A 20,448-nucleotide genomic window follows, 5' to 3' on the forward strand; every position below is an offset into this window, starting at 1 on the left:
GGCGGCGGACGGCTGTTGACCTGCGTCGGTCTGGACGACCGTCACTCCACCGTCACCGACTTCGCCAGGTTGCGCGGCTGGTCCACCTCGTTGCCGCGCGCGGTGGCGAGTTCGCAGGCGAAGACCTGCAGCGGAACCGTCGCGACCAGCGGCTGGAGCAGCGTGGGGGTGGCCGGGATGCGGATGAGGTGGTCGGCGTACGGGACGACCGCCTCGTCGCCCTCCTCGGCGATCACGATGGTGCGGGCACCCCGCGCCCGGATCTCCTGGATGTTGGAGACGATCTTGTCGTGGAGGACCGACCGCCCGCGCGGGGAGGGGACGACCACGACCACGGGCAGGTCCTCCTCGATCAGCGCGATCGGCCCGTGCTTCAGCTCGCCCGCCGCGAAGCCCTCGGCGTGCATGTACGCCAGTTCCTTCAGCTTCAGCGCGCCTTCCAGCGCGACCGGGTAGCCCACGTGCCGGCCGAGGAACAGCACGGTGTTCTTGGCCGCCAGCGAGCGCGCCAGCTCCCGTACCGGCTCCATCGTCTCCAGGACCCGCTCGACCGCGCCGGGCATCTGCGTGAGGTCACGGATGACCGCGCGGATCTCGTCACCCCACTTCGTACCCCGGACCTGGCCCAGGTACAGCGCGACCAGGTAGCACGCGACGAGCTGCGTCAGGAACGCCTTGGTGGACGCGACCGCGACCTCCGGCCCCGCGTGCGTGTACAGCACCGCGTCCGACTCGCGCGGGATCGTGGAGCCGTTGGTGTTGCAGATGGCGAGCACCTTGGAGCCCTGCTCGCGGGCGTGCCGCAGCGCCATCAGGGTGTCCATCGTCTCGCCGGACTGGGAGATGGCGATCACCAGGGTCTGGGCGTCCAGGATCGGGTCCCGGTAACGGAACTCGCTCGCCAGCTCCACCTCGCAGGGGATCCGCGTCCAGTGCTCGATGGCGTACTTGGCGATCAGGCCGGAGTGGAAGGCCGTACCGCAGGCGATGATGACGACCTTGTCGACCTCGCGCAGTTCGGACGGCGTGATGCGGACCTCGTCCAGGGTCAGGGAGCCGGAGGCGTCGATACGGCCCAGCAGCGTGTCGGCGACGGCCTTCGGCTGCTCGGCGATCTCCTTGAGCATGAAGTAGTCGTAGCCGCCCTTCTCGGCGGCGGAGGCGTCCCAGTCGACGTGGTAGGAGCGGACCTCGGCGGGGGTGCCGTCGAAGCCGGTGACGTGCACGCCGTCCCGGCGCAGCTCGACGACCTGGTCCTGACCGAGTTCGATCGCGGAGCGGGTGTGCGCGATGAACGCGGCGACGTCGGAGGCGAGGAACGCCTCGCCCTCGCCGACGCCCACCACCAGCGGGGAGTTGCGCCGTGCGCCGACGACGACGTCCGGCTCGTCCGCGTGCACGGCGACCAGCGTGAACGCGCCCTCCAGCCGCCGGCACACCAGCCGCATCGCCTCCGCGAGGTCGGCGCAGGAGGAGAACTCCTCGGCGAGCAGGTGCGCGACGACCTCGGTGTCGGTCTCCGAGGCCAGGTCGTGCCCGCGCTCGGCGAGCTCGGCCCGCAGCACCGCGAAGTTCTCGATGATGCCGTTGTGGACGACGGCGACACGGCCCGCGTTGTCGAGGTGCGGGTGGGCGTTGGCGTCGGTCGGGCCGCCGTGCGTGGCCCAGCGGGTGTGTCCGATACCGGTCGTGCCGGCCGGGAGCGGCCGGTCGACCAGCTCCTTCTCGAGGTTGACGAGCTTGCCGGCCTTCTTGGCGGCGGCCAGCCCGCCGTCCGCGAGCACGGCGACGCCCGCCGAGTCGTACCCGCGGTACTCCAGCCGCTTGAGCCCGGCCATGACCACATCGAGCGCCGACTGCGCCCCCACGTATCCCACGATTCCGCACATGGCACCGCAGCCTACGATCCGGAGCGGGCGCGAACCCCCCGCTGTGTGCCCGAATTCGGAAATTCCCACGGGGATACGAACGCCCCGTGGGCGGTTCAGCGGCGCGGAGCCGGTGCCTCGAGTCCGAAGCTCGCCGACTTCAGCCAGCGCCGCATGCGGGTGGCGAGGGGGCGTTCGACGAAGCGGTGGGCCAGGTAGGACAGCAGCACCAGGGCGCTGACGGTGACGCCGACCAGCGTCCAGGGGGCGACCCGGCCGGCGAAGTGGTGGACGACGGTCATGCCGATGACGTCGTGCAGCAGGTACAGCGGGAAGGTCATCGTCCCGGCGACGGTCAGCCAGCGCCAGCGGATCCGGCTGGTCCAGCCGAGCGCGATCGCCGCGATCAGCGCGAAGAACACCGTGACCGCGAGGATCAGCGAGCCGCGCCACGGCGACCAGACGTCCCAGTTGTTGCGGCCGCCGTCGGGGGCCAGCAGGAAGTGCAGGGCGAGCAGCCAGGACATCACGACGATGCCCCACAGCAGCGGCGTCGACCGGAAGCGGTGCATCAGGTAGAACGCCATGCCCGCGATGAAGTACGGCGCGGACGGCGGGTTGACCAGCAGGGTGAGCAGCGGGACGTGTGCGGAGGGCGCCAGTACCACGCCGACGGTCCACAGTCCGCAGAAGACGACGACCCGCTGGTAGGTCAGGCCCTTCCACACCACGACCGCGAAGGTGAGGTAGAAGCACAGCTCGGGCCAGAGGGTCCAGTAGACCGAGTCGAGGTCCTTCACGCCGAGCGGCTGCTGGAGCATGGTGAGGTTGGCGAAGACGACCCGTGGGTTCGGGTGTCCGAACGGCGTGTCGAAGAGGAAGATGACGGCCGCCGCCACGACGACCGAGATCCAGTACATCGGGTACAGCCGGGTCACCCGCGAGATGAAGAAGTCACGCGGGCTGCGGCCCCAGGCGCTCATGCAGATGACGAAGCCGCTGATCAGGAAGAACAGGTCGACGCCGAGGCGGCCGTAGGCGAAGTAGGCGTGCGCCTCGGGGAACAGGTCCTGGTAGGGGCGGCCCCAGATGTGCTTCACGGTCGACGGCTTCTGGCCGACGAAGTGGAACAGCACGACCGCCAGGGCCGCGACGAAACGCAGGCCGTCGAGCGCGGCCAGCCGCTGGCCTCGCGGGCGCGCCTCCGCCGCGGGTGCTCCCGGGGGCGAGGGCACGGCGGGTGCGGTCGGCCCGTTCTCTCCTCTTTGGCCCGTGGGCGCTTCGAGGAGTCGCGTGCTGTCCGCCTGGCTCATCCGTTCACCGTTTCGTTGTCGCTGTCTGTTCCCTGTGCCTCCCCCATGGCAGCGTTCCATCCCGCACGGTACGGGTGACGGTCCGGGCCCTCGCGTCCGGGGACCCCACACAGCACCGGCACGCGGCGGTCACGCAGTGGTCACGGGATTCCCATCGGGCGTCGACGGCCCGGTGGGAACGCCCGCGACGGCTCAGCCGAGCTTGGCGAGCTGCGCCTGAAGCAGCTCGGGCGGGAAGGGGTAGTCCTTGCCGGTGGCGGCCGCACCGAAGTTGACGGCGTTGAAGTACGCGACGGTGGCGCCCTTGCGGACGACGACCGCCTTCACCGGCACCTGGTCGCCGTCCGCCTCCATCATCGACGTCAGCGCCAGCGCCTCGTCGCCGCCCTGCGGCGCGGGGGTGCTGATGACCTTGGCGTACGGCGTCTTGTCGCTGCCCGCGGTCCAGGAGTACCCACCGGCACACGCCGCCACGGCGCTCTTCAGATCGGCGAAGGCCTTCTCGGCGCCCCCGTCCGCGTAGGACGCCAGCGTCACGAAGGCGTTCGTACGGTCCAGGGCAGCGGTGAGCTTCTCCTCCGGCGCCGCTCCGGCGGCCGGCTTCTTCTGGTCGGCGAGCCAGTGCCGCTTGACGTGGGCCGCGGGGGCACCGACGTAGGTGCCGGCCTGGACGTCGGCGAGCGGCGCGCAGGCGGGCTTGTCGGTCTTGATCTCGCCCTGGGCGATCTCGTCCTTGGCCGCCACCTCGGAGACCTTGCCGCTCTTGACGTCCGCCTGGGCGACCACGACCTTCTCCAGCTCGGCGGCGGTCAGCGGCTTCGCCGCAGCCGGCGCGGCGGAGGCCGTCTTGTCGGCCTGCGCGGTCTTGCCGTCGTCGGCCTTGTCGTCGCTGCCCGACCCGCAGGCGGACACGAGGAGCGCGAGCGCGGCGACCGAGGCGGCGAGACCGGCCCGGCGAACGGTGGTGAGACTCACGAAAACTGCTCTCTCTTCTTCACAACCCGGCGTTTTACGTGGACATTACACACAGCAGACCCACAGATGATCTCCAGAACACCCATTCGCGACCCGACCGTGACCCCCACGTGATCACCACCCGCGCGACTCTCGCGCAGCGCCCATGGAGGCTTCCGGCCATTTCCCGGCCGCGCCGCACGCATCGACGACCACACATCACACACACCGCGCACGCGTCCCATGCGCAGGAAAACCCCCTACTCTCTGGGAAAAGCCCACCCGCCGAAACCTTCCGAAGGCAGGGCACCCCCACCATGGCAAGACGGCCTGAGCGGTACAGCATTCTCTACGAGGGCGACTTCGGGCTCAGCGCGCTCGCCGGGGAACTGTCCACGACGGATCACTCCCCCGACGAGACAGTGTCACTGCACCTCGCGGGCGAGATCGCCGCTCTCGCTGAGGGCGAGGGCGCCGTCGAGCTGGGCGTCGACGTGCGCTGTCTCCTGGACTCGCCGTTGGCGGACGACGACGTCCGCACCGTCTGGCTCGCTGCCACCCAGGGGCGTTTTGATCCGGCTCAGTGCGAGTCGGGCGTACGCGGCTGGCTGCGCCGGCTCGCCGAGCACCTGCCGGAGCCCGAATCCGAGCGGGCCGCCGACCAGGGGTGGAGCGTCCGGCCGACCATCGACGAGGAGGAACTCCGTACGGCCGTCGCCACGGAAATCCGCACATCGGCGGGCGCACTCGGCCGACGCGTCGCCGACAGCGGCCACGTCGCACCGCCGTCCGGCGCGCTCGCCGAGTCGCTGGAGGCCGTCGTTCGGCAAGGCGACGGCGACCTCGGACTCCGGTTCCTGCTAGGGATGTTGAAGGCGTACGACGTACCGGTCGGCAAGGACCAGTACGACCGTCTCATGGCGTTGGGCACCGCGCTCGGCTTTCCCGGACCGCTGGTGTACGACGGTCTCAACGTGCTGTGGCCACCCATCGACCCGGCACGCCGTGACGCCTCCGGCGACTTCGGGTTCTCGGCCCTCACCTGGTGGTTCGAGGGAGCCTGGCAGGAGGACACCGCACGAGAACGCGTGCGGCGGGCCGCGGCCGCCGACGACAGCGCCCAGACCCCTGGATCGGCAGCGGCACTGCTGCTCACGGACACGCAGCGCCTGCTCGGCTCCTCGCTGCCCAGCCGGACGATCGAGACGCTGTGGCTGTCCGCAACGGCCCGGGGCTACAACATCGACCGGATCGGAACCGACGCGCGGGACTGGCTCCGGCTGATCGGGAGCCTGTGCGAGGAACGCCTGAAGGAGGCATCCCCCTGCTACCGCCATACCGCCCCGCCTACCCGGACCGGCCCGCGCGAGGCGGTGCTGGGGCTGGTACGGGAGACGGCACCACTGCTGAGGGATGTCTCCATCAGCCCGCACTGGGAACCGATTCCCGGCCCCGCCGCACTGGCCGCCGTCGAGGAGGTCGCCGCCCATGTGGACGCCGACCTCGGCTTCCGGATGCTGCTGCGTTTGCTCCGCGTGGTCTCCCCGTCTCTCACCGAGGAGCAGTACGGTCGCTTCCACGAGCTCGGGAGACGGTTCGGGTACGGCGATGCCCACGTCACCGAGGTGCTGGACCTGTGATCTTCCCTGAAAGCGTCCCGGCGTGACGCACCCCACCCCCCGTCCCGTTCAAACAGCGTTAACAATGGACTGTGATCTCTCCGGTCTCCTCGATGCCCCGGAGCGCCCACCGGAACCGTCCGGAGGCGACTCCCTACGTCGATCTCACCCGTGCCGAGTGGAGCGCGCTGCGCGACAAGACTCCGCTGCCGCTGAGCGCGGAGGAGGTCGAACGGCTGCGCGGACTCGGTGACGTCATCGACCTCGACGAGGTGCGGGACATCTACCTCCCGCTGTCCCGGCTGCTCAATCTCTACGTCGGCGCCACCGACGGCCTCCGAGGGGCCCTGAACACCTTCCTCGGCGAGCAGGGCTCCCAGTCCGGCACCCCCTTCGTCATAGGCGTCGCCGGCTCGGTCGCCGTGGGGAAGTCCACCGTCGCCCGTCTCCTCCAGGCGCTGCTCTCGCGCTGGCCCGAGCACCCCCGCGTCGAGCTGGTCACCACGGACGGGTTCCTGCTGCCCACCAAGGAGCTCCAGGCGCGCGGCCTGATGTCGCGCAAGGGCTTCCCCGAGTCGTACGACCGCCGCGCCCTGACCCGGTTCGTCGCCGACATCAAGGCAGGAAAGGGCGAGGTCACCGCGCCCGTCTACTCCCACCTGATCTACGACATCGTCCCCGGCGAGAAGCTCGTCGTGCGCCGCCCCGACATCCTGATCGTCGAGGGCCTCAACGTCCTGCAGCCCGCCCTGCCCGGCAACGACGGCCGCACCCGGGTCGGCCTCGCCGACTACTTCGACTTCAGCGTGTACGTCGACGCGCGCGTCGAGGACATCGAGCGCTGGTACCTCAGCCGCTTCCGGAAGCTGCGCGAGACGGCCTTCCAGGACCCGTCGTCGTACTTCCGTAAGTACACGCAGGTGTCCGAGGACGAGGCCCTCGACTACGCCCGCACGATGTGGCGGACGATCAACAAGCCCAACCTGGTCGAGAACATCGCCCCCACCCGCGGTCGCGCCACCCTCGTCGTCCGCAAGGGCCCGGACCACAAGGTCCAGCGCCTGAGCCTGCGCAAGCTGTAGCGGCACCCGAGGCGCCTGTTAGAAAGAGCGCATGCTGCATCTGCGCCTGATCACCCCGTCCGGCACGACGGACGACGTGGTCCGCCTGATCGAGAAGACCGTCGGCACCGCCCACCTCGTGGTGCTGCCGGGCGCCGCGCGCGACCCGGCCGGGGACGTGGTGCTGTGCGACGTCGCCCGGGAGGCCGGCGACGAGCTGCTGTCGGGACTCCAGGACCTCGGTCTGGACCGCACCGGTTCCATCGCCGTCGAGAACATCGACCTGTCGCTGTCCCGCCGCGCCGACCAGGCGGAGGACGACGCACCGGGCGAGGGCGCGGACGCGGTGCTGTGGGAGCACCTCACCGAGGCCACTCACGAGGAGTCGACCCTCTCGGTCACCTACGTCGCGTTCATCACGCTGGCCACGATGATCGCGGCCTGCGGTGTGGTGCTGGACAACGCGATCCTGATCGTCGGCGCGATGGCGGTCGGCCCCGAGTTCGGGCCGCTGGCCGGCATCTGCACGGCGATCGTGCAGCGCGCGCCGCGCCTCGCCCTGCGGTCCCTGATCGCGCTGCTGGTCGGCTTCGCGGCGGCCATGGCGGTGACCGCCGGCTTCAGCCTCTTCATGGACGCCGTCGGCCTGTTCACCAAGGGCCGCTTGGAGGCGGAGCGGCCCAACACCGGCTTCATCTACGCGCCGGACTGGTTCTCGTTCGTCGTCGCGGTCCTCGCCGGCTGCGCCGGCACTCTGTCCCTGACCTCGTCCAAGTCGGGCGCCCTGGTCGGTGTCGCCATCTCCGTCACCACGGTCCCGGCCGCCGCGAACGCGGCCGTCGCCCTGATCTACGGCGACACCCACCAGACGCTCCGCTCGAGCCAGCAACTCCTGCTGAACCTCTTGGGCATCGTCCTGGCGGGCACGCTCACCCTGCTGGCCCAGAAGTACTTCTGGACCAGGCAGAGGCAACTGGCGAAGGTACGGCCGGGCAGCCGGACCTGAAGGAGCGCGGGGCTCTGCCTAGCCCAGGACCGACTTCACGACGTCCGCCAGCCGCCCGGCGACCGACCGAGCCTGCTCGATGTCCGCCGCCTCGACCATGACCCGGACCAGCGGCTCGGTCCCGGAGGGCCGCAGCAGCACCCGCCCGGTCTCCCCGAGCTCCCGCTCCGCGTCGGAGACGGCCGCGGCCAGATCGGCCGAGCTCCCCACCCGGGACCGGTCGACGTCGCGCACGTTGATCAGGACCTGCGGCAGCCGGGACATCACGGAGGCCAGCTCCCGGAGGGACCGCCCCGTCTCGGCGACCCGGGCAGCCAGCAGGAGGCCCGTCAGGGTCCCGTCACCCGTCGTCGCGTGGTCGAGGATGATCACGTGCCCGGACTGCTCGCCACCGAGCGCGTACCCGTGCTCCTTCATCTCCTCCAGCACATAGCGGTCGCCGACCGCGGTCTGGACGAGCTTCAGCCCCTCCTGCTCCAGAGCCAGCTTGAAGCCGAGGTTGGACATCACGGTGGCCACGACGGTGTCGGAGCGCAGCGCGGACCGCTCCCGCATGGCGAGGGCCAGCACGGCGAGGATCTGGTCGCCGTCGATCTCCTCACCGGTGTGGTCGACGGCGAGGCAGCGGTCGGCATCGCCGTCGTGGGCGATGCCGAAGTGGGCGCCGTGCTCGAGCACCGCGGCCTTGAGCAGGTCGAGGTGGGTGGAGCCGCAGCCGTCGTTGATGTTGAGCCCGTCCGGCTCGGCACCGATCGTGACGACCTCCGCACCGGCGCGGGTGAACGCCTCGGGCGACACACGCGCGGCAGCGCCGTGCGCCTCGTCGAGGACGATCTTCAGCCCGTCGAGCCGGTTCGGCAGCACGCCGACCAGGTGCTCGACGTACCGGTCGGAGCCCTCCTCGTAGTCGCGCACCCGGCCCACGCCGGCGCCGGTCGGGCGGTCCCACGGCTCGCCGTGGCGGTGGGAGTCGTACACCGCCTCGATCCGGTCCTCGAGCTCGTCGGCGAGTTTGTGGCCGCCGCGGGCGAAGAACTTGATGCCGTTGTCGGGCATGGCGTTGTGGCTCGCGGAGAGCATCACGCCGAGGTCGGCGCCGAGCGCGCCGGTGAGGAACGCGACGGCCGGGGTCGGCAGGACACCGACGCGCAGCACGTCGACGCCGGCGCTGGCGAGGCCCGCGACGACGGCCGCCTCCAGGAACTCCCCGGACGCGCGCGGGTCACGGCCGACCACCGCGGTCGGCCGGTGCCCCTCGAAGGTGCCCGCCTCGGCGAGTACGTGCGCCGCCGCGACGGACAGACCGAGTGCCATCTCGGCGGTCAGATCCGCGTTGGCGACACCGCGCACACCGTCCGTGCCGAAGAGTCGTCCCACGTGTCCTCCTGAGGAAGCGTCAGTTACGAAGAGCGGCGCGCCGGTGCGGCCCATGCGCGTGCCGACGTTCGTGTCCCGGGACTGCGCCGCCCGGGCACGCAATCGCACAAGCTGCTGAATGTCTTGTGCCGTTATACGCCCGAAGGCTGTGATAAACGAACGCCCCGGCGGCACACTGGCGTGCCGCCGGGGCGTTCGGAGTACGCGGGGGGCAACCGAAACGGAAGCCCGGATACGTACGAGCAGGCAGCGAAGCTTAGCGCTTGCTGTACTGCGGGGCCTTGCGGGCCTTCTTCAGACCGGCCTTCTTCCGCTCGACCGCGCGGTCGTCGCGGCGCAGGAAGCCGGCCTTCTTCAGCGGGCCACGGTTGTTGTCGACGTCGGCCTCGTTCAGGGCACGGGCGACACCGAGGCGCAGGGCACCGGCCTGACCGGAGACACCGCCACCCGCGATGCGGGCGATGACGTCGTAACGGCCCTCGAGCTCGAGCACCTTGAAGGGCTCGTTGACTTCCTGCTGGTGCACCTTGTTCGGGAAGTAGTCCTCGAGGGTGCGACCGTTGATCTTCCACTTGCCGGTGCCCGGAACGATCCGGACACGGGCGATGGCGTTCTTGCGACGGCCCAGGCCGGCGGCCGGCTGGGGCTCGCCGAAGCGGGAAGCCAGCGACTCGGAGGTGTACTCGCCCTCGACGGGGACCTCGGACTCGGTGGTGTAGCTCTCGATGTCGATCTCTTCGATCGGCTGCTCGGCAGTGGTCTCGGCCACGATTCTCCTCAGATTCTCTTCAGTCTTAGGGGGTGGCCGGACTTACTGCGCGACCTGGGTGATCTCGAACGGCACCGGCTGCTGGGCAGCGTGCGGGTGCTGGTCACCCTTGTAGACCTTCAGCTTCGAGAGCATCTGACGGCCCAGGGAGTTCTTGGGGAGCATGCCCTTGACGGCCTTCTCGATGGCCTTCTCGGGGTTCTTGTCGAGCAGCTCGTCGTAGCGGACGGAGCGCAGACCACCCGGGTAGCCGGAGTGGCGGTACGCCATCTTCTGGGTCCGCTTGTTGCCGGACAGGTGCACCTTGTCGGCGTTGATGATGATGACGAAGTCACCAGCGTCGACGTGCGGCGCGTAGATCGGCTTGTGCTTGCCCCGGAGAAGGGTGGCTGCGGTGGTGGCGAGACGGCCCAGGACAACGTCCTGAGCGTCGATGACGTGCCACTGGCGCGTCACATCGCCGGGCTTGGGGCTGTACGTACGCACGGTTCGTAGCCTTCGCTTCGAGTGAATGGTCCTAGACAAGGTCACCGAAACGATCACGACAGCCTTGACCCACGGCGGCGACGCATACCGCGTACGTGGGGTCGCTGGTCATCGGCCCGGTGGACCGGTGTAAGGGCCCGTCCCGTGAGAATGAGCAAGCCAATACACAACGAACAAGCAGAATACCGGGGCCGACGGGGTGGGTCAAAACGACCCCGCTCAGACCCCCTGCGGCCACCGCCGCCCCATCCTCCCCACTGCACGGGCCATGACACACGGGCACCCCGTCTAAGATGCGCCCCATGAGCTATGGGCAGGGGGGACCCCAGCAGCCCCAGTGGGATCCCTGGAAACCGAACTCCCAGCAGCCGTGGAGCGACGGCGGTGACGGCGAGACCCCGGACTGGGCGGCACTGGCCGAGGCGTCCGAGGCGCGCGCCAAGCGGCGCCGGATGCTGTTCATCGGCGGCGGCGCACTCGCCACCCTCGCGGTCGGAGCCGCCGTCGCCCTGGCCGTGACCTCGGCGAACGGCAGCAACGAGGCGGGCGGCGACCCCAGCTCGCTGCCGCCCACGGCGTCCATCCCGGGCGGCACGGCGACGGCACCGTCGTTCGCGCCGACGAGCGCCCCGCCCCCGCTGGACCCGAAGGAATTCGTCTCCGACAAGAAGAAGGACACCGCGCCCCTCGGCCCGGACATCCTCTTCCCCGGCTCGCAGCTCACTATGGGCTCGACCGTGTACCAGAAGGGTCCCACCGCCGACACCAAGGACTGCGCCACGGCGTCCAAGGGCACGCTGCCCAAGGCCCTCGCCGCGAACGGCTGCACCCGTGTGCTGCGTGTCACCTACACCGAGGGCGGCATCGCGGTCACGGTCGGTGTCGCCGTCTTCGACACCGAGGCGCAGGCCCTCGCGACCCGCAAGGGCAGCTCCCCGAAGACGGGCATGGTGCAGCCGCTGACCGGCAAGGGCGTCAAGCCGTTCTGCGACGGCGCGGTCTGCCGCTCCACCACGAACTCCTACGGCCGCTACGCCTACTTCACCCTCACCGGCTTCACCAGCGGCAAGAACGTCACCACCAAGGACACCAAGGCCTTCAGCGCCGGTGACGACCTCGCCCTGTTCGCCTTCAACCAGATCAAGCGGCGCGGCGAGGCCCAGGCGTCGGCGGCGGCGAACGGCTGACCCGGCGGACGCGTCGGGCAGGTTAACTTCTCCCGACAGCTCCTCCACAGGCGTTTCCCGCCCCCGGCACGCGTGCCAGCATCGGGGATCATGTCCGAAGCGATCCTGCTCGTGGGGGGTCAGGGCACCCGGCTGCGCCCCCTGACCAGCCACATCCCCAAGCCGCTGCTGCCCGTCGCCGGGGTGCCGTTCCTCACCCACCAGCTGGCGCGGGCCGCCGCCGCGGGTGTCACCCGCGTCATCCTCGCCACCTCCTACCTCGCGGAGCTCTTCGAGGCGGAGTACGGCAACGGCGCGCGGCTCGGCCTGGAGCTGGAGTACGTCACCGAGGAGAGCGCCCTCGGCACCGGCGGCGCCATCCGCAACGCGGCCCGGCGTCTGCGCAGCGCGCCCAGCGACCCGGTGCTCGTCCTCAACGGCGACATCCTCTCCGGCGTCGACATCGCCGCCCTGCGCGCCCACCACCGCCTCACCGGCGCGGACGTCACCCTGCAGCTGAAACGGGTCGGCGACCCGCGCGCCTTCGGCCTGGTCCCGACCGACGAGGGCGGCCGCGTCACCGCGTTCCTGGAGAAGCCGCAGACCCCGGAAGAGATCATCACCGACCAGATCAACGCCGGCTGCTACGTCTTCACCCGCTCGGTCATCGACCGCATCCCGCCGGACCGGGTCGTCTCCGTGGAACGCGAGACGTTCCCCGAACTGCTCGCGACCGACGCCCAGGTGCGCGGTGTGGTGGACGACACCTACTGGCTCGACCTCGGCACCCCCGCCGCCTTCGTCCAGGGCTCGGCCGACCTGGTGCGCGGCCGCGTCACCTCCCCCGCGCTGCCCGGCCCGCCCGGCGACGCGCTGGTCCTGCCGGGCGCCCGCGTCCATCCCGCCGCGGTGCTCAGCGGCGGCACGGTCGTCTCCCCCGGCGCGGTGATCGAGGAGGGCGCGGTGGTCGAGGGCAGCGTGGTGATGACCGGCGCCCACATCGCCCCCGGCGCCACCGTCCACGCCTCGGCCGTCGGCCGCCACGCCCAGGTCGGTCCCGGCACGTCACTGGAGGCGACGGTCGTCGGCGACGGCGCCCACGTCGAAGAGGGCAACGAACTCCCCCCGGGGGTGCGCATCGCCTGCGGCGCGCGCATGGCGCCGTACAGCGTGCGCCTGTCTGCGGCCCCGACGCCCTGCGCGACGGAACACACGGCGGTACGACCCACCTCGGGGGCGCGGGGAACCGCGCGACCGGCCACGACGGCGTAGCACCGGGGGACGACAGGACCCGGCACCGCCTAGCAGCAGCCGCCCCCCAGGGGCAGGCTGCGCTTGTTACGGGCCTCACGACTCCGCGCGGCCAGCAGCTCGTCGGCCGGATACCCGACCTCCTCGAGCGTCAGCCCGTGCGGCCGCACCACGTGCACCGCCGAGTCCCGCACCCCCGCGGCCAGCACCTTCGCCGGCCACTCGGGCCCCCGGTGCCCGTCGCCCACAAACAGCAGCGCCCCGATCAGCGACCGCACCATGTTGTGGCAGAAGGCGTCGGCCCGCACGGTCGCGGTGACGATCCCGTCCGCGCCCCGCGAAAGGCTCAGCTCCTGCAAGGTACGGATGGTGGTCGCCCCCTCCCGCTTCTTGCAGTACGCCGCGAAGTCGTGCTCCCCCAGCAGTCCCCGCGCGGCCTCGTTCATGGCGTCGACGTCGAGCGGCCAGTCGTGCCACAGCACGTGGTTGCGCAGCAGCGGGTCGACGCCACCGGGGTTGTCGGTGACCCGGTAGGCATAGCGCCGCCAGATCGCGGAGAAGCGGGCGTTGAATCCACTGGGCGCCGGCCGCAGCGCCCACACCCGCACGTCCTTCGGCAGCCGCCCGGCGAGCCGCTTCAGCAGCTTCTCGTGGTGCTCGCGCCAGACGTCTTCCGGCAGATCCACATGGGCCACCTGCCCGCGCGCGTGCACACCGGCGTCGGTGCGGCCGGCGACGGTCAGCTCGTACGTCTCCCGGGACCGGGTGACGGTCCGCAGCGCGTCCTCGATCTCCCCCTGCACGGTCCGCCGGCCGCCCGCCTGCTTGGCCCAACCGGAGAAGTCGGTGCCGTCGTAGGACAGGTCGAGACGGACACGGACGTAACCGGGCGCTGCTTCATCACTCACGTACAGATCCTCTCAGAACACGGAAAGCGGGCCCGCTCCTCAAAAAGGAGCGGGCCCGCAAACGCCCTGAAGGCAGAACGCTTACGCGCCCTTGGACTCCTCGGCCGGAGCCTCGGTGGCCTCGGTCGACTCGGCCTTGGCCTCGTCGGCCTCCTTGACGGCACGCTTGGTCGCCGCCTCGGCCTCGCCCACGGCGTTCTGCTGCACCGTCAGCGCCTCGACCAGCTCGATGACAGCCATGGGCGCGTTGTCGCCACGGCGGTTACCGATCTTGGTGATGCGGGTGTAGCCACCCGGACGGTTCTCGTAGCGCGGGCCGATCTCGGTGAAGAGCGTGTGGACGACGCTCTTGTCCGTGATCACCTGGAGCACCTGACGGCGGTTGTGAAGGTCGCCCTTCTTCGCCTTGGTGACCAGACGCTCGGCGTACGGACGCAGCTTGCGCGCCTTCGCCTCGGTGGTGGTGATGCGACCGTGCTCGAAGAGGCTCTTCGCGAGGTTCGCGAGGAGCAGCTTCTCGTGCGCGGCGCTGCCGCCCAGACGGGCACCCTTGGTGGGCTTCGGCATGATCAATCTCCTGTGTGTCTGCCCCGGCCGTATCAGGTACCGGAGTCAGTATCCGAGCAGGCGGTCGCCTGTCGGAGATCCGGACGACAGCCCCGAAGGGGCATGTCGTCCGGAAGGGGCGCGGGGAACTGCGCGATCAAGCACAGCGCACCCGCACCCGAGTACGGACCGTGAGTCCCGAGCTCTTAGTACTGCTCGGTCTCGACGAACCCGGCGTCCGCGTCGTCGTCCGCGCCGAAGGCGTCCGCGGCCGCGGTCGGGTCGAATCCGGGCGGGCTGTCCTTCAGGGCCAGGCCCATGCCGGCCAGCTTCGCCTTGACCTCGTCGATGGACTTCGCACCGAAGTTGCGGATGTCCAGCAGGTCGGCCTCGGAACGGGCGACGAGCTCACCCACGGAGTGGATGCCCTCACGCTTGAGGCAGTTGTACGACCGAACGGTGAGCTCGAGCTCCTCGATCGGCAGCGCCAGGTCGGCGGCGAGCGCGGCGTCCGTCGGGGACGGACCCATGTCGATGCCCTCGGCGTCGATGTTCAGCTCGCGAGCGAGACCGAACAGCTCGACCAGAGTCTTACCGGCGGAGGCCATGGCGTCACGGGGACGCATCGCCTGCTTGGTCTCGACGTCGACGATCAGCTTGTCGAAGTCGGTGCGCTGCTCGACACGCGTGGCCTCGACCTTGTACGTGACCTTCAGCACCGGCGAGTAGATGGAGTCGACCGGGATACGGCCGATCTCCTGGCCCGCCTGCTTGTTCTGCACGGCGGAGACGTAGCCGCGACCGCGCTCGACGGTCAGCTCCATCTCCAGCTTGCCCTTGCCGTTGAGCGTGGCGAGGACGAGGTCGGGGTTGTGCACCTCGACACCGGCCGGGGGCGCGATGTCGGCGGCGGTGACCAGACCCGGGCCCTGCTTGCGCAGGTACATCACGACCGGCTCGTCGTGCTCCGAGGAGACGACCAGCTGCTTGATGTTGAGGATCAGGTCGGTGACGTCCTCCTTGACACCCGGCACGGTGGTGAACTCGTGCAGGACGCCGTCGATCCGGATCGAGGTGACGGCGGCACCCGGGATCGAGGAGAGGAGCGTGCGGCGGAGGGAGTTGCCGAGGGTGTAGCCGAAGCCCGGCTCCAGCGGCTCGATCACGAACCGGGAGCGGAACTCGTCGACGACCTCTTCGGTCAACGAGGGACGCTGAGCGATCAGCATGTGTGGATCAGATCCTTCTTTCGTGGACGCCCGCTATTTGACGCCCGACGGAAACCGCGCCCGGTGAAAAGCGCGGGTACTGCAAGGGTACGGGCGGCACGACCCGACAGCGCCGTACCGCCCGAGAAGCCCGGAGAAAGCGAGGTCAGACGCGACGACGCTTCGGCGGACGGCAGCCGTTGTGCGGGGTCGGGGTGACGTCCTGGATGGAGCCGACCTCGAGGCCCGTGGCCTGCAGGGAGCGGATCGCGGTCTCACGACCGGAACCCGGGCCCTTCACGAACACGTCGACCTTGCGCATGCCGTGCTCCTGAGCGCGGCGGGCAGCCGACTCGGCAGCCATCTGCGCGGCGAACGGCGTGGACTTCCGGGAGCCCTTGAAGCCGACGTGGCCGGCGGAGGCCCAGGAGATCACGTTGCCGGACGGGTCCGTGATGGAGACGATCGTGTTGTTGAACGTGCTCTTGATGTGCGCGTGGCCGTGAGCGACGTTCTTCTTTTCCTTGCGGCGCACCTTCTTGGCAGCGCCCTGACGACCCTTGGGGGGCATCTACTAACTCCTACGGGAGGTGGTCGGTCCTACAGCGAAGACCGTGGACAGAGGTCCGCTGCGGACTACTTCTTGCCCGGCTTCTTCTTGCCGGCGATGGCGCGACGCGGGCCCTTGCGGGTACGAGCGTTGGTGCTGGTGCGCTGACCGCGGACGGGCAGACCGCGACGGTGACGCAGACCCTGGTAGCAGCCGATCTCGACCTTGCGGCGGATGTCGGCCTGGATCTCGCGACGGAGGTCACCCTCGGTCTTGATGTTGTTGTCGACGTACTCGCGGATCGCGACGAGCTGCTCCTCGGAGAGGTCGCGGACGCGGGTGTTCGGGTCGACGCCGGTCGCAGCCAGCGTCTCCTTCGAAAGGGTCCGGCCGATGCCGAACACGTAGGTGAGGGCGACCTCCACGCGCTTTTCGCGCGGGATGTCAACACCGGAAACGCGTGCCATTCAATGGCTCCTGGTGATCTTCGGAGGTCTTCCGCAGGACCGGTTCCCAGCCGCCGTATCAGGTACGAACTGGGTCCCCGGCCTCCGAACCGGGGGTGTCAGGCAGAAAGAAACCCCGCCTGGGTCCTGCGTATGAACAAATTCAGCTCGCGTCGCGCGAAAACTCTGCGAAGAGATGCAGAGGGTGCGATCCGTGTGCGATCAGCCCTGGCGCTGCTTGTGGCGCGGGTTCTCGCAGATGATCATGACCCGGCCGTGACGGCGGATCACCCTGCACTTGTCGCAGATCTTCTTGACGCTCGGCTTGACCTTCATGGGATGTGAGGTTCTCCGGGTCAGTTGCCGGCGGCCCCGTGCACAGGGAGGGCACGGGACGTGGGCAAGATCTACTTGTACCGGTAGACGATCCGGCCACGCGTCAGGTCGTACGGAGACAGCTCCACCACGACCCGGTCGTCAGGGAGGATGCGGATGTAGTGCATACGCATCTTGCCGCTGATGTGTGCCAGGACCTGGTGGCCGTTCTGGAGCTCGACCTTGAACATGGCGTTCGGAAGAGACTCGACGACAGTGCCCTCGATCTCGATGGCACCTTGCTTCTTGGCCACGCTTCGCCCTTCGAATCGACTACCTTGATCGACTCCGGTGAGCACCGTTCGTAAGCATGCGGACATGCGGGTGCACCAGAGCCGACGAGTCAGTCTACGTCAGCACACCCGAAAAGGCGAAACGAGGAAGTCTGCCCTACGAGGGAGATCGTCATGCATCAGGGGCACGGCTCACCCCCGCGGGCCGGCGGGCAGGGGCGGGACACTCAGCCCCGCGGGCCGGCGGGCAGGGGCGGGACACTCAGCCCAGCGGGTCCGGGGCCACCGTCACGCCGTACTCGGCCAGCTTGGCCTTGCCGCCGTCGGGGCTCGTCAGGACCAGGGGGCCCTCTTCCGTCAGGGCGACGGAGTGCTCCCAGTGGGAGGACCACGTGCCGTCGGTCGTGATGACCGTCCAGTCGTCGGAGAGCACCTCGGTCTTCGGTGTGCCGAGGGACACCATCGGCTCGATCGCCAGGCAGAAACCGGGGACCAGCTTGGGGCCCTTGCCGCGGCGCTTCTCGACGTAGTTCAGCAGGTGCGGGTCCATGTGCATCTCGGTGCCGATGCCGTGGCCGCCGTAGTCCTCGATGATCCCGTAGCGGCCGCCGCCGGGCTTGGGCTGGCGGCGGATGTACGTCTCGATCGCGCGGGAGATGTCGACCAGCCGGTTGCCGAGCTTCATCGCGGCGATGCCCGCCCACATCGACTCTTCGGTCACCCGGGACAGCTCGACCAGCTCCGGGGCGTGACCGGATCCCACGAACGCCGTGTACGCGGCGTCGCCGTGCCAGCCGTCGACGATCGCGCCGCAGTCGATGGAGATGATGTCGCCGTCCTTCAGCACGACGTCATCCGAAGGGATGCCGTGGACGACGACCTCGTTGACGGAGGTGCAGATCGTCGCGGGGAAACCGCCGTACCCGAGGAAGTTCGGCTTGGCCCCGTGCTCGGCGAGGACCTTGCGCGCGACCTCGTCCAGGTCCTTGGTCGTGGCGCCCGGCACCGCGGCCTCGCGGGTGGCCTTGTGGATGGCGGCGACGACCAGACCCGCCGCACGCATCTTCGCGATCTGCTCGGGCGTCTTGATCTGCACCATGGGGGGCCTGCGCTCTCCGTCACTCACGTCAACCGGTTACCAACACAACAGTACGGCCGTGACGCCCCCCAGGGCGCCACGGCCGGCTGCGGACCGACGGCTACTGGCCGTCGTCCTCACGCTTCAGCGCACCGAGTGCGCGCTGGGTGACCTCGTCCACTTCGCCCATGGCCGAGATCGTCACGACCAGGCCCTGGGCCTTGTAGTAGTCGATGATCGGCTCGGTCTGCGTGTGGTAGACCTCCAGCCGCGTGCGCACCGTCTCCTCGGTGTCGTCGTCACGCTGGTACAGCTCGCCGCCGCAGACGTCGCAGACGCCTTCCTTGGCCGGCTTCTTGTACGTCACGTGGAAGACGTGCGCCGAGTCGTTGCGGCAGATGCGACGGCCGGCGATGCGCTTCACGACCTCGTCCTCGGGGGCTTCGAGGTCGAGTACCGCGTCCAGCTTGATGTTCTCGGTGGTCAGCAGTTCGTCCAGCGCCTCGGCCTGCGAGACGTTGCGCGGGAAGCCGTCCAGCAGGAAGCCGTTCTCGGCGTCCGGCTGCTCCATGCGGTCCTTCGCCATCGCGATGGTGACCTCGTCGGGGACGAGGTTGCCGGCGTCCATGTAGGACTTCGCGAGCTTCCCGAGCTCCGTCTGCTGGCTGATGTTGGCGCGGAAGAGGTCGCCCGTGGAGATGTGCGGGACGCGCAGGCGCTCGGCAAGGCGCGTGGCCTGCGTACCCTTTCCGGCACCCGGCGGCCCGACGAGGACGATTCGCATCAGCGGAGGAACCCTTCGTAATTGCGCTGCTGGAGCTGGCTCTCGATCTGCTTCACCGTCTCGAGACCCACACCCACGATGATCAGGATGCTGGTCCCGCCGAACGGGAAGTTCTGGCTTGCCCCGAAGCCCACCAACGCCATCGTCGGCACAAGAGCGATCAGACCCAAGTACAGCGAACCCGGCCAGGTGATCCGGTTGAGCACGTACGAGAGGTACTCAGCGGTCGGTCGGCCAGCCCGGATGCCCGGGATGAAGCCACCATACTTCTTCATGTTGTCCGCGACTTCCTCGGGGTTGAAGGAGATCGCCACGTAGAAGAACGCGAAGAACACGATGAGCAAGAAGTACAAAGTGATGTAAATCGGGTGGTCGCCCTTCACCAGGTTCTGCTGAACCCAGGTCTTCCACCCGGAGTTGCCCCCGGCGAACTGCGCGATCAGCGCGGGGATGTAGAGCAGCGACGAGGCGAAGATGACCGGAATCACACCCGCCTGGTTCACCTTCAGCGGGATGTAGGTCGACGTACCGCCGTAGGAACGGCGGCCGATCATCCGCTTCGCGTACTGGACCGGGATGCGGCGCTGGGCCTGCTCCACGAAGACCACGAGCCCGACCATGATCAGGCCGACCAGGATCACCGTGCCGAACTCGATCCAGCCGCCGGCCAGGTTGCCGGACTTCTTGATGGACCACAGGGCGGACGGGAAGGTCGCGGCGATCGAGATGAACATCAGGATCGACATGCCGTTGCCGATGCCGCGGTCGGTGATCAGCTCACCCAGCCACATGACGACGGCCGTGCCGGCGGTCATGCAGATGACCATGGTGATGGTGGAGAAGATGGCCCGGTCGGGCACGATCTGCGACGCGACGGTGCAGCCGTTGAAGAGGGCGCCACTGCGGGCGGTGGCCACCAGGCCGGTGCCCTGCAGGATGGCCAGCGCGATGGTCAGATAGCGCGTGTACTGCGTGATCTTGGCCGTGCCGGCCTGGCCCTCCTTCTTCAGGGCCTCCAGGCGCGGGATCACCACGGTCAGCAGCTGCAGGATGATGCTCGCCGTGATGTACGGCATGATGCCCAGCGCGAAGACGGTGATCTGCAGCAGCGCGCCGCCACTGAACATGTTGACCAGACCGAAGAGGCCCTGGTTGCCGGACGCCTCGTCCACGCACTGCTGGACGGACTTGTAGTCCACGCCGGGAATCGGGATGTGGGTACCGACCCGGTAGACCACGATGATGCCGAGCGTGAAGAGCAGCTTCTTGCGCAGGTCGGGCGTCTTGAACGCCCGGGCGAACGCGGTGAGCACGGTGCCTCCTGCGACCCCCGCGCAACTGCGTCGAAGGGCGGTCTTGAGGTTCGACGAATACGAAAAGAAACAGTGGACGCTACCTTACCGGCGACACTGCTCCCCTAGGAACGACCAACCGGGGATACCCCAATTGT

21 protein-coding genes are annotated in these 20,448 nt (G+C 69.2%); 5 read left to right on the plus strand and 16 right to left on the minus strand.

Annotated features, from left to right (window positions below):
- Positions 1 to 41: 41 nt before the first annotated feature.
- The 3 genes from glmS to AB0E88_RS16415 all read right to left on the minus strand — a co-directional run bounded on the left by glmS (position 42) and on the right by AB0E88_RS16415 (position 4,156).
- The gene (gene glmS / locus AB0E88_RS16405; RefSeq protein WP_361630505.1) at positions 42 to 1,889 is read right to left on the minus strand and encodes a glutamine--fructose-6-phosphate transaminase (isomerizing); all 1,848 of its coding nucleotides are present in this window, start codon (positions 1,887 to 1,889) and stop codon (positions 42 to 44) included.
- Positions 1,890 to 1,984: 95 nt separating this feature from the next.
- Complete coding sequence (locus tag AB0E88_RS16410; protein ID WP_361630508.1) at positions 1,985 to 3,181, minus strand: acyltransferase; 1,197 nt, start codon at positions 3,179 to 3,181, stop codon at positions 1,985 to 1,987.
- Between the two features lie 192 nt (positions 3,182 to 3,373).
- Positions 3,374 to 4,156, minus strand: coding sequence for a hypothetical protein (locus AB0E88_RS16415; protein WP_361630510.1), 783 nt, complete (start codon positions 4,154 to 4,156; stop codon positions 3,374 to 3,376).
- A gap of 296 nt (positions 4,157 to 4,452) precedes the next feature.
- Between AB0E88_RS16415 and AB0E88_RS16420 the strand changes: the two genes are divergently transcribed.
- The 3 genes from AB0E88_RS16420 to AB0E88_RS16430 all read left to right on the plus strand — a co-directional run bounded on the left by AB0E88_RS16420 (position 4,453) and on the right by AB0E88_RS16430 (position 7,821).
- Positions 4,453 to 5,775 carry a hypothetical protein gene (locus AB0E88_RS16420; protein WP_361630513.1) on the plus strand — a complete coding sequence of 441 codons (1,323 nt, stop codon included), beginning with the start codon at positions 4,453 to 4,455 and terminating at the stop codon, positions 5,773 to 5,775.
- A 92-nt stretch (positions 5,776 to 5,867) separates the two neighbouring features.
- Positions 5,868 to 6,836 (plus strand): type I pantothenate kinase, encoded by a 969-nt coding sequence (gene coaA, locus AB0E88_RS16425; protein ID WP_361630516.1) that lies wholly within the window; start codon positions 5,868 to 5,870, stop codon positions 6,834 to 6,836.
- A 31-nt stretch (positions 6,837 to 6,867) separates the two neighbouring features.
- Positions 6,868 to 7,821, plus strand: coding sequence for a DUF389 domain-containing protein (locus AB0E88_RS16430; protein WP_361630519.1), 954 nt, complete (start codon positions 6,868 to 6,870; stop codon positions 7,819 to 7,821).
- Positions 7,822 to 7,839: 18 nt separating this feature from the next.
- Here AB0E88_RS16430 and glmM read toward each other — a convergent pair whose 3' ends face one another.
- The 3 genes from glmM to rplM form a co-directional block, all read right to left on the minus strand.
- Positions 7,840 to 9,198, minus strand: a complete 1,359-nt coding sequence (gene glmM / locus AB0E88_RS16435) for a phosphoglucosamine mutase (protein ID WP_361630522.1) — start codon at positions 9,196 to 9,198, stop codon at positions 7,840 to 7,842.
- Positions 9,199 to 9,454: 256 nt separating this feature from the next.
- Complete coding sequence (rpsI, locus tag AB0E88_RS16440; protein ID WP_145879486.1) at positions 9,455 to 9,967, minus strand: 30S ribosomal protein S9; 513 nt, start codon at positions 9,965 to 9,967, stop codon at positions 9,455 to 9,457.
- A 42-nt stretch (positions 9,968 to 10,009) separates the two neighbouring features.
- Entirely contained in the window at positions 10,010 to 10,453 is a 444-nt protein-coding gene (rplM, locus tag AB0E88_RS16445; RefSeq protein ID WP_014674395.1) for a 50S ribosomal protein L13, read from the minus strand.
- A gap of 302 nt (positions 10,454 to 10,755) precedes the next feature.
- Between rplM and AB0E88_RS16450 the strand changes: the two genes are divergently transcribed.
- Both AB0E88_RS16450 and AB0E88_RS16455 read left to right on the plus strand, forming a co-directional pair.
- Positions 10,756 to 11,640 carry a hypothetical protein gene (locus AB0E88_RS16450; protein WP_361630526.1) on the plus strand — a complete coding sequence of 295 codons (885 nt, stop codon included), beginning with the start codon at positions 10,756 to 10,758 and terminating at the stop codon, positions 11,638 to 11,640.
- Positions 11,641 to 11,730: 90 nt separating this feature from the next.
- Positions 11,731 to 12,891 carry an NDP-sugar synthase gene (locus tag AB0E88_RS16455; protein WP_361630529.1) on the plus strand — a complete coding sequence of 387 codons (1,161 nt, stop codon included), beginning with the start codon at positions 11,731 to 11,733 and terminating at the stop codon, positions 12,889 to 12,891.
- Between the two features lie 29 nt (positions 12,892 to 12,920).
- Here the strand turns inward: AB0E88_RS16455 and truA are convergent, their stop codons facing one another.
- The 10 genes from truA to secY form a co-directional block, all read right to left on the minus strand.
- Entirely contained in the window at positions 12,921 to 13,778 is an 858-nt protein-coding gene (truA, locus tag AB0E88_RS16460; RefSeq protein ID WP_361630532.1) for a tRNA pseudouridine(38-40) synthase TruA, read from the minus strand.
- A gap of 81 nt (positions 13,779 to 13,859) precedes the next feature.
- Positions 13,860 to 14,345: a 50S ribosomal protein L17 gene (rplQ, locus tag AB0E88_RS16465; RefSeq protein ID WP_361630535.1), complete on the minus strand. Its 486-nt coding sequence runs from the start codon at positions 14,343 to 14,345 to the stop codon at positions 13,860 to 13,862.
- Between the two features lie 185 nt (positions 14,346 to 14,530).
- Positions 14,531 to 15,553 carry a DNA-directed RNA polymerase subunit alpha gene (locus AB0E88_RS16470; RefSeq protein WP_024755423.1) on the minus strand — a complete coding sequence of 341 codons (1,023 nt, stop codon included), beginning with the start codon at positions 15,551 to 15,553 and terminating at the stop codon, positions 14,531 to 14,533.
- Positions 15,554 to 15,698: 145 nt separating this feature from the next.
- Positions 15,699 to 16,103, minus strand: coding sequence for a 30S ribosomal protein S11 (gene rpsK, locus AB0E88_RS16475; RefSeq protein WP_003956432.1), 405 nt, complete (start codon positions 16,101 to 16,103; stop codon positions 15,699 to 15,701).
- 65 nt (positions 16,104 to 16,168) lie between these two features.
- Positions 16,169 to 16,549 carry a 30S ribosomal protein S13 gene (gene rpsM, locus AB0E88_RS16480; protein ID WP_009300593.1) on the minus strand — a complete coding sequence of 127 codons (381 nt, stop codon included), beginning with the start codon at positions 16,547 to 16,549 and terminating at the stop codon, positions 16,169 to 16,171.
- Positions 16,550 to 16,750: 201 nt separating this feature from the next.
- A complete protein-coding gene (gene rpmJ, locus AB0E88_RS16485) occupies positions 16,751 to 16,864 on the minus strand; it encodes a 50S ribosomal protein L36 (RefSeq protein WP_004984509.1) in 114 nt (37 codons plus the stop codon).
- Between the two features lie 71 nt (positions 16,865 to 16,935).
- Positions 16,936 to 17,157: a translation initiation factor IF-1 gene (gene infA, locus AB0E88_RS16490; protein ID WP_003948620.1), complete on the minus strand. Its 222-nt coding sequence runs from the start codon at positions 17,155 to 17,157 to the stop codon at positions 16,936 to 16,938.
- Positions 17,158 to 17,398: 241 nt separating this feature from the next.
- Positions 17,399 to 18,235, minus strand: coding sequence for a type I methionyl aminopeptidase (gene map / locus AB0E88_RS16495; protein ID WP_361630926.1), 837 nt, complete (start codon positions 18,233 to 18,235; stop codon positions 17,399 to 17,401).
- A 100-nt stretch (positions 18,236 to 18,335) separates the two neighbouring features.
- Positions 18,336 to 18,998 (minus strand): adenylate kinase, encoded by a 663-nt coding sequence (locus tag AB0E88_RS16500; RefSeq protein ID WP_361630540.1) that lies wholly within the window; start codon positions 18,996 to 18,998, stop codon positions 18,336 to 18,338.
- Positions 18,998 to 20,311 (minus strand): preprotein translocase subunit SecY, encoded by a 1,314-nt coding sequence (gene secY, locus AB0E88_RS16505; protein ID WP_361630543.1) that lies wholly within the window; start codon positions 20,309 to 20,311, stop codon positions 18,998 to 19,000. Before secY ends, AB0E88_RS16500 begins: the two co-directional genes overlap by 1 nt.
- Positions 20,312 to 20,448: the final 137 nt, after the last annotated feature.

It is taken from the genome of Streptomyces sp. NPDC028635, assembly GCF_040637635.1.
Classification (GTDB): domain Bacteria; phylum Actinomycetota; class Actinomycetes; order Streptomycetales; family Streptomycetaceae; genus Streptomyces.

Excerpts from the sequence above, each read along its gene's own strand:
- glmS (WP_361630505.1), bottom strand. The coding sequence starts at position 1,889 with ATGTGCGGAATCGTGGGATACGTGGGGGCGCAGTCGGCGCTCGATGTG.
- AB0E88_RS16410 (WP_361630508.1), bottom strand. The coding sequence starts at position 3,181 with ATGAGCCAGGCGGACAGCACGCGACTCCTCGAAGCGCCCACGGGCCAA.
- AB0E88_RS16420 (WP_361630513.1), top strand. The coding sequence starts at position 4,453 with ATGGCAAGACGGCCTGAGCGGTACAGCATTCTCTACGAGGGCGACTTC.
- coaA (WP_361630516.1), top strand. The coding sequence starts at position 5,868 with ATGCCCCGGAGCGCCCACCGGAACCGTCCGGAGGCGACTCCCTACGTC.
- AB0E88_RS16430 (WP_361630519.1), top strand. The coding sequence starts at position 6,868 with ATGCTGCATCTGCGCCTGATCACCCCGTCCGGCACGACGGACGACGTG.
- AB0E88_RS16450 (WP_361630526.1), top strand. The coding sequence starts at position 10,756 with ATGAGCTATGGGCAGGGGGGACCCCAGCAGCCCCAGTGGGATCCCTGG.
- AB0E88_RS16455 (WP_361630529.1), top strand. The coding sequence starts at position 11,731 with ATGTCCGAAGCGATCCTGCTCGTGGGGGGTCAGGGCACCCGGCTGCGC.
- rplQ (WP_361630535.1), bottom strand. The coding sequence starts at position 14,345 with ATGCCGAAGCCCACCAAGGGTGCCCGTCTGGGCGGCAGCGCCGCGCAC.
- AB0E88_RS16470 (WP_024755423.1), bottom strand. The coding sequence starts at position 15,553 with ATGCTGATCGCTCAGCGTCCCTCGTTGACCGAAGAGGTCGTCGACGAG.
- rpsK (WP_003956432.1), bottom strand. The coding sequence starts at position 16,103 with ATGCCCCCCAAGGGTCGTCAGGGCGCTGCCAAGAAGGTGCGCCGCAAG.
- rpsM (WP_009300593.1), bottom strand. The coding sequence starts at position 16,549 with ATGGCACGCGTTTCCGGTGTTGACATCCCGCGCGAAAAGCGCGTGGAG.
- rpmJ (WP_004984509.1), bottom strand. The coding sequence starts at position 16,864 with ATGAAGGTCAAGCCGAGCGTCAAGAAGATCTGCGACAAGTGCAGGGTG.
- map (WP_361630926.1), bottom strand. The coding sequence starts at position 18,235 with ATGGTGCAGATCAAGACGCCCGAGCAGATCGCGAAGATGCGTGCGGCG.
- AB0E88_RS16500 (WP_361630540.1), bottom strand. The coding sequence starts at position 18,998 with ATGCGAATCGTCCTCGTCGGGCCGCCGGGTGCCGGAAAGGGTACGCAG.